Source organism: Priestia sp. SIMBA_032 (assembly GCF_046535215.1).
GTDB lineage: Bacteria > Bacillota > Bacilli > Bacillales > Bacillaceae_H > Priestia > Priestia aryabhattai.
In genome coordinates, this window is the sequence record NZ_JAWRXD010000163.1 from 1 (window position 1) to 429 (window position 429).

Below are 429 nucleotides of genomic sequence, written 5' to 3' on the forward strand. Positions count from 1 at the left end.
GGATCGCGATGGCGCTCACAGCAGAGCCCCCTTCTTCAGGCGGAGTTGCTTCTTCGAGGGCCACTCGTCGAAACGCTCCGGATCGTTGCGCCACGTGACGAGCGGCAAGAGGATGGCGCCGAGCAGGGCGAGCACGATACTTCCCCAACCGGCGACGCCGATGTACCACGTCGCATAGCCCTCGTAGCCGCCCGTGACGAGGTCGCGAATCTTCTCGAAGACCATGTAGAACAGCACGACCGGCGCGACGACGCCCGTGAAGATCACCCACAGCGCTCCGACCTTGAAGGTCGATACGGCGCTCAGGTGTCGCGCGAGCTCCCCGCCGCGGCGCCGGACCCAGTTCACGAGGATCGTCGTCACGATCGCCGAGGCGACGATGCCGATGTTGTTGCTCCACTGGTCGATCGTGTCGAGGGCGATGAGGCC

At 65.3% G+C, this 429-nt stretch carries 1 pseudogene; it reads right to left on the bottom strand.

Annotation, left to right across the window (positions count from 1 at the left end):
* Positions 1–15 precede the first annotated feature (15 nt).
* Positions 16–429, bottom strand: a pseudogene (locus SB717_RS33830) (hypothetical protein); the annotation flags it as partial.